The organism is Synechococcus sp. UW140, from assembly GCF_900474295.1.
In the GTDB taxonomy this organism is placed as follows: domain Bacteria; phylum Cyanobacteriota; class Cyanobacteriia; order PCC-6307; family Cyanobiaceae; genus Synechococcus_C.
This window is the reverse complement of sequence record NZ_UCOB01000034.1, coordinates 109688-116698: the sequence shown is the minus strand read 5'-3', so window position 1 is coordinate 116698 and position 7011 is coordinate 109688. Positions and strand designations below refer to the sequence as shown.

Below are 7011 nucleotides of genomic sequence, written 5' to 3'. Positions count from 1 at the left end.
AACAATTAATGCCCTCACTACATCACCCAAGAACAGGGATGTGCGGGTGCACGATAAGGCACGCAATCCGTTTACATGTACCGTAACACCTACTGGCTGTAATGAACAGGGTTTTTTAGTTTAGACTACGTAACACCTACTAATTACTAATTGTGCGCTCGGACCGATTGCACCGTAACACCTATTAACTCAAAAACTACCCCGGCCCCTTCAACTTGACCCTAACTCCCAAAGCCCTTGCAATTGCAGGGGCTTTTTATTTCTTAAATCACTTGCTAATCACGCCTAAATGCCATCCAATGCCTGGCACGATTGAGGGCAGTTGAGCTGAAATGGTCATGGCTTGATTAGTAATCAAGCCTGCAATCAACTATCAACTCCGGCCAATACTCCTTCAGCGGGAGCAATCAATAAGCTTAGGTTTATTTGATATGCCTAAATGCTGATCGAGAGGCACTATAGGGGACACTTGAAAGTCCCTACATATACCAAAGAGACTTCAGACAATTACGTTATTTTTTTTGGTATTTTAGGACGGACACTTTCGAGCTTCCGTGTACTCATCATCCCAAGTCCAAGCCATCCATCCCATTCGTCTTGCTTCTTGCATTCGATAGTCTCTGCTAGTCCGTAGACGCTGTATAGGACCATATACGTATGGATTGGCTTTCAGTCCGAACTGTTTCCACCACCCATCGACATAGAAGTGTGGTTGACACGATGAACAAGATCGCTCAAGTGCCTTAGAGACAGTCTTGGTATCGATACTCGCCTTGACTTGTGTTTCCTTACCGCAGTTATCACAAGTGATGATTGTGGTAATTCTGTTGTCTACTTTAATTTGCTTAGCTGTTTTCATTATTATTTGAAGGGTGTAGTTTTAACCACATCACTAAGGACGTGGAAAACTCACCGAATGTGAACTGTCGGAATCGAACCAACACAAAGATCACCAGATGATCACTGTTCCTATCCACTAGGACACCGCCGCTCAAAGAGAGCTAGCTTTTTTAATGACATGATGAGTAGTTAAAACTTGATCCACCCTTCAAGTTCTACCAATGGGTTCATCAATTCCATTGGCAATACAACCAACAGGAATTGCACCTGTATTGAATCACTAAGAGGTTGCTTTAAGTATTGAATATAAATAATTTCAAAGCAGAAGAAGAACGTCGTCTATCACCCAAATAAAGAACGTGACATTGAATATAGCCAATACAAATGTTATACCTAGAGACACTGATTTATTTGAATATTTTTTGGTAAACAAAACCACCAATGAGATCAGAAGAGCAAGAAACAGGAAAATAAATTGCAATAAGCTATATAGCAAACCAGTGAACAAGGTCTCGAAACGTACCACCTCCATATGTAACGGTGAATGATTGACTAGAAGCCAATACACACACATTAAAAGGCTGTAAAGCCCCGATACAGCAAGCAAGGCAAGTGGAATCAGCTGCACGGCAAACACTTGTCTACTTGTAGTGTAGCAAAGAAGTAAACAAAGACACTATGAAGCAAACAATTTATCTACCTAATAATTCAAACATGTTATTCATGTAATGAACGAAGGTAATCTATAGATGATAAGTGACTTCAGTAATTACATTAAAGGGACAGAAGAGATCCAAGGACTATTGACTGTGGCATTGGCTTGCCTCCATCCTCAGCTGAGAATCCACTCCTTGATCATTGCTTCTGCGTCAAGTGGGTGATTGTGGATGATCCGGTCGATTCGTGCTTTAGCACTGACTGCAATAGAACCACGACACCAGAATCTGATACGTGGGTATCTGTTTTTATTTCTTGGACTTGGCATCATTTAGTTAAGGATTGGGGTTACATCAACAATATTTTTCTGACATGCAACATATTCAGCTAGGAGGTTTGCTGCATCCATTAGTTGATGCATAAGGCTGAGCTGCTGGTTCTCGTCTAGGTCTTGAATGTAGTTATCAAACCCTTCTGTTTCAAATAGATCAATGAAGTTGCCGATGATTTGATCAGGGGATTGAAGTTCTTCTTGTGTGTCCTGGTTAGGTGTAAGACTTTCGTACTTGGCTAGATCAGACGACTTAGCTGAGTCATGAGATTGGCTTTTATGACCTCTTCTTTCATCTGGATTGAGGGGATATTGACGTCTTACTTCTTCTAACTCAGCTTGGCTCATGCGCTTCCCAGTCATCGCGTAGTGGCTGTATGCCTTCTTGCGCCCTTGCTTTCTGGTTCTGCTAATGACGTCTAATAATCCAATTGTGAATCCATTGAAGTACTCATCGAGTTTGGCCTGTGCCTGTTGACCATCCAGAAGAGTGTTCCTGCCGAAATAACAGAAAGTCTCTTCTAGCAAGTCGTATGTACCCAGGAATCTTCCATCAGACAACAGCTTGGACACGTTGGAAGGCTTGAAACCCAGTTCTTGTAATGCTGTTCGCAGTGACTTTGTCATTCTTTTCTGTTGATATTCATCTTGGTCAATAGAGAAAGAGGTAACGACTAGTTGAAGAGCGTAACCTCCATATCGTTTTTCTAATTCAAATGACTTGTTGTAGAATTCGAGAAGACCGTTGGCAGCTTGTTTGCCAATTTGATCGACGATTGTTGCAGTGATGGAGCTATACCGTTGATCAATGCTTCCATCTTCGTTTTTAGGTGTCAGTAGTTGTACTAAGTTCATGCAGTGTTGTTTGTTTTTTCCGTACGGAAATAATTCCACCACTTGCTGGTAGCTCATCGTCCTGGCAAATGGCAATATTGTGAAGTAGCTATCTAGCTATTCACTTAGATTCGGTTTGGGAAGTGTTGCCGTAGGCTCCGCCTGTAGCACTTACTCCGCAAACACGAACTACATCATCCAATCCAGAGCAGATTGGTTTCACTTGAGTTCATGGTGGTGCCGCTGTGTTACGCGCGTCACGCTGACGGGATCGGATAACGGGTACTACTACAAGCTGCCTGAAGGCTTGTTCTCCCTGGCGTCCGATGGCGCGAATGACGACCTACTCCCTAAGGCATTCAGAGTCATTCCTTTCTTTTACGTGGATTCCATTCCACGGGTGTTTAAGTCTTTTCCTTGACTCTGGCGCTTCTCTCTTTAAAGACTGCGGCTCGCTTCTCTCTATATACGGTGCGTGTTACCGCTATCTAAAAGCATTACGGAGAGGTGATCCCTCTGTATACGGCAGTGATCACCCTCCTTGTATAAGGGTGGGATCGCTCTATCTGTATACGGGTGGGATCACTCCCTCTGTATACGGTGGCTTTCGCCTTCCCTCTGTATACGGGAGGGATCGCGTGAGAGGCGCCATATGCCACTCTAGTGGGCTTCTGTGATTGTGAAGGGGATCCTCATTACAAGCTTTTGATGCGCCTTGTGGCCGATTCTGGAGTGTCTGAGAGGGTGTTCTTATTTCTTGCTTGCTATGAGCTAGCGGAGATTTCTGAACCTATCGCGAATACGATTGACAGTCGCTTCACCAGTATCTGATGAGTTTGTCAGATATGAGCGTATAAATCCTATGGATAAGATAGTACCTAGAAAGCTGAAGCACACAACAAACGCAATGACTCGCTGCGTGGGTGTAACTTCTGATTTATCCATTAATCCAGTCGCCTGTGCTTTGATAGTAGATGAACGGTTAAGACATCGGTAGTTGATGGGTAGGTGATTTGTCCATGAGCTCATCGATTCAATCAAGCTGCAACACTGCTTTCCCTAGAGGGCTTCTACCTTTGCCTGGCTGTGTTGGTTGGAGTGGACCTTGAATTAATTCATTCTGGTATCTAGTGCCAGCAGTAGGACGTCGCATTGATCTACGACGTGTGTATTTATTTTTAGACATATGGTTATGGTTTGATTTCTAGAAATTGAGCCATTGAAAAAGCCACCCATTGCTCAGTTGGATGGCAAGGACTTATAGTGATAAGAACTCACGTTGCCAGCCTTAAATGAATATCTTTAACTACTTCTTGATCGCGCTAATCAGTCCTGGATTTGCTGGTTCATTCGCCACGCATCCCACTAGCGGCTATAGCTATCACTTTGATGTCGATACTGGAGATTATGTAGTTGTTGATGGTGGAGATAAATATGTAATCAACTGCCGCGAAGGTACGCTGATTCGGGTTGCCAATCCCAAGCAAGTATCTGATGCATTTGAAACGCCACTTGGCAGCAGAGTCTGTACAGACATGGCACAGTGGTGACAAATTGAATTTTCTAAATCTATTCAGTTAATTGATTAGATCGGATTAGGCTTCTAGCAACAATCAACCAATCAATAATACTGACAAGAAAAAATGTCTAAAAAATTTTCTACCTCTCTGTTAGTGTAGCTCAAGTGATTTATCGGATGTAGCCATCATCAAATATCTACTCGCTTTGACTTTGGCGCTAGCTTCTTGCCATTCCGCCGTATCGGATCAATCCAAACAGGACATAAGACACTATCTCTGCAGAGATGAATATATTAGTGACGAATTCCCAACGCTAGGGACACGTCTAAACTATTGATTGGACTAATCGCCGTTTTACCTTCAATAACTATCTCGGCTGGTATGACGGATTTACTGTGAAAGACAATGGAACCGCTATCTATTGGGAAGGCAAAAGGACCCAACACTACAAGCCTGGTCTCTATGAACGTTGGACAATAGATGTGGAGCAAGGATACATTACTCAAAGGAATAATGATTTTGCGAAACAAACTTCAGAAGTGACGTGTGTAAAGACAGAGCCTTTTTGGTTGGACGAGTAGATAGAAAAGCCTCTCAGTTCGTTTCGGACACGTGTCTGAACGCCTAGGTGGCTGCCGTTGGAACCGCCTTGCTATTGACCGTGACGACCTTCATCCCCTCAACCTTCTCTTTCAGCAGTGCACCTATCGCATCCCGACTTGCGCCGCTCATCGTGTCTGTGTTGATGGCTGCTGCCATTGCGCGGATTGTTGCTTCGTTAAAGTTTGCTTCTCGAAGACAAGTTGCAACTCGATGACCAAGCGCATGTGAGGATTGACACCTGTTGCTGATTTACACAGCTTCGATAAGTTTTACCCCCATCGACCATTAGAACCTTTGCGTGACGGCCAAAGACACCCTTCTCGATGACAAGGAGGCTGAACTGCTGGAGGAGCTCAAGTTGCTGAAGAAACTCAGGAAGCTTCGTGAAGCTGGCTTGGACCTCTAAGGGTTCGTTCTACCAACGCACCTAAGGGCGAGCTGTGGGGGTCGTTTGTGGGGGTAGTTGTGAGGGTCTTCTTGGATTACGCCTCAGAAAGAACCCAGTCATAGGAAGCCTTTTGAGTCCATGCTTTTTGAGGCAGTCAACGGGCGCGATAGATCCGCTGCAAGAACCAGAGCGAGAACAGCAGACCAATCAGATGGGCAAACAACACCTGGGTGTTGCTAAGCACCGAGAGCATTTCTAGTGACGTAATCGACTCTTGCCGCCCCAGGACCTGGCCAGGAGTCTGCTGTGAAGCCTGAAAAAACAAGATGCCAGCCAGAGCCTGGTAGCCAAGAACAGCGAAAATCAGACCAATCAGATCGGCCAGCAAACCACGCTTGATTGTGCGACTCGCTTCCCCGCGACTAGGGCGAGCATTGCTTCCCAGAGCACGACCGAGACCCACCACCAACCAGCCTTGCCAGAGGCTGAACAGCAGCACAAGGAACGCCAGAGTGGTGAGAGATAGACCCGGGCTCAGGCCAAGGGCTCGATTGGTCTCACGACTAAGGCGGCCCCCGATGTTATTGAAGGTGAGCAGCCCCATGACCACGATGCCAAGGGCGGTTTGAATCCAGAAGCGAATCCAGGCCATCCGCCGCAATCCGAGGGCAAGCATCTGGAGATCAAGACGGTCAGCCATGCGAGCTGTTCGGCAGTCGTCCAAACTTGCCATCAACCCTTGCCGGATGCACGGCCGTCTTGATCCCCCTCTGCTCACCACAGCAGGCCCGCACCCCCACGGCCCTGGCTCTCGGAAGCTTTGACGGCCTCCATGCCGGTCACCGCCGTGTGATCGATGCCGTATGCAGTCAGCCCTGTGGTGGCGTGCCCACGGTGGTCAGCTTCTGGCCCCATCCCAGGGAAGTGCTCCATGGCGAAGCCCGCCTTCGCCTCGACCTGCCCGGAGAGAAATTAGAGCTGCTGGAACCTCTCGGGATCGACCAGCTGGTCCTGGTGCCATTTGATCGGGCCCTGGCCCAACTCAGCGCCGAAGACTTCGTTCGCACGATGCTGCTCGACACCCTTCAAGCCCGACACATCGCCGTGGGCGCCAATTTCCGCTTTGGACGCGGACGCCAGGGGAGCACGCAAACCCTGCAGCACATCTGCGCTAAGGCCGATGTGCGCGTCACTGTGCTGCCGATCCTGGAAGACTCCAGCGGAAGGATGAGCAGCAGCCGCATCCGCACCGCCCTGGGCGACGGTGAACTAGGCGTGGCGAGCGCACTACTCGGTCGCCCCTATCGCTTCAGCGGCAGCGTGGTGCGGGGCCGGGGACTGGGGCACAAGCTTGGCTGGCCCACCGCCAATCTGCAGGTGGATGGGCGCAAATTTCTACCTGGCCTTGGGGTGTATGCCGCCTGGGCCCGCGTGGGGGATCAGCCAGAGCGCTTGCCTGCGGTCATGAACCTCGGCCCCCAGCCCACCGTGGATCCAGACTCGCCCTCCGCGGTGGAGGTGCACCTACTCGACACCAGCCTTGAACTGGTCGGCACCACGCTCACCATTGAGCCCGTGCAACGCCTACGTGGCCAACAACGCTTTTCAGGCCTGGACGAACTCAGCAACCAGATCGGCCGTGATGCTGAGCAGGCCCGTCTCTGCCTCACTGTCCAACCTGTTCAAATGACGGAACCTGGATAGGCGTTGGTCAAGCCCCAGACAATGAAGACACCAATGCCCCCCAGCAAAAGGATCCCCCACACCAACACGTGCATCGGGCTGTCGGATCCACCGTTGTCCATGGAAACCATCGAACATGTGATCGTTCCAACCCT

General features: G+C 48.2%; 5 protein-coding genes. 2 read left to right on the top strand and 3 right to left on the bottom strand.

What is annotated here, in order from left to right; translation table 11 throughout:
* Positions 1–1828 precede the first annotated feature (1828 nt).
* The gene (locus DXY10_RS14120; RefSeq protein ID WP_115020073.1) at positions 1829–2740 is read right to left on the bottom strand and encodes a hypothetical protein; all 912 of its coding nucleotides are present in this window, start codon (positions 2738–2740) and stop codon (positions 1829–1831) included.
* Positions 2741–3954: 1214 nt separating this feature from the next.
* Between DXY10_RS14120 and DXY10_RS14345 the strand changes: the two genes are divergently transcribed.
* Positions 3955–4212 carry a hypothetical protein gene (locus DXY10_RS14345; protein WP_136989241.1) on the top strand — a complete coding sequence of 86 codons (258 nt, stop codon included), beginning with the start codon at positions 3955–3957 and terminating at the stop codon, positions 4210–4212.
* Positions 4213–4806: 594 nt separating this feature from the next.
* Here DXY10_RS14345 and DXY10_RS15050 read toward each other — a convergent pair.
* Positions 4807–4941, bottom strand: coding sequence for a hypothetical protein (locus DXY10_RS15050; protein ID WP_256359486.1), 135 nt, complete (start codon positions 4939–4941; stop codon positions 4807–4809).
* A gap of 386 nt (positions 4942–5327) precedes the next feature.
* Positions 5328–5873 carry a DUF3611 family protein gene (locus DXY10_RS14115; protein WP_115020094.1) on the bottom strand — a complete coding sequence of 182 codons (546 nt, stop codon included), beginning with the start codon at positions 5871–5873 and terminating at the stop codon, positions 5328–5330.
* A 59-nt stretch (positions 5874–5932) separates the two neighbouring features.
* On the opposite strand from DXY10_RS14115, the gene DXY10_RS14110 reads away from it, so the two are divergent.
* Positions 5933–6877 (top strand): bifunctional riboflavin kinase/FAD synthetase, encoded by a 945-nt coding sequence (locus DXY10_RS14110; RefSeq protein ID WP_115020072.1) that lies wholly within the window; start codon positions 5933–5935, stop codon positions 6875–6877.
* Positions 6878–7011 lie beyond the last annotated feature (134 nt).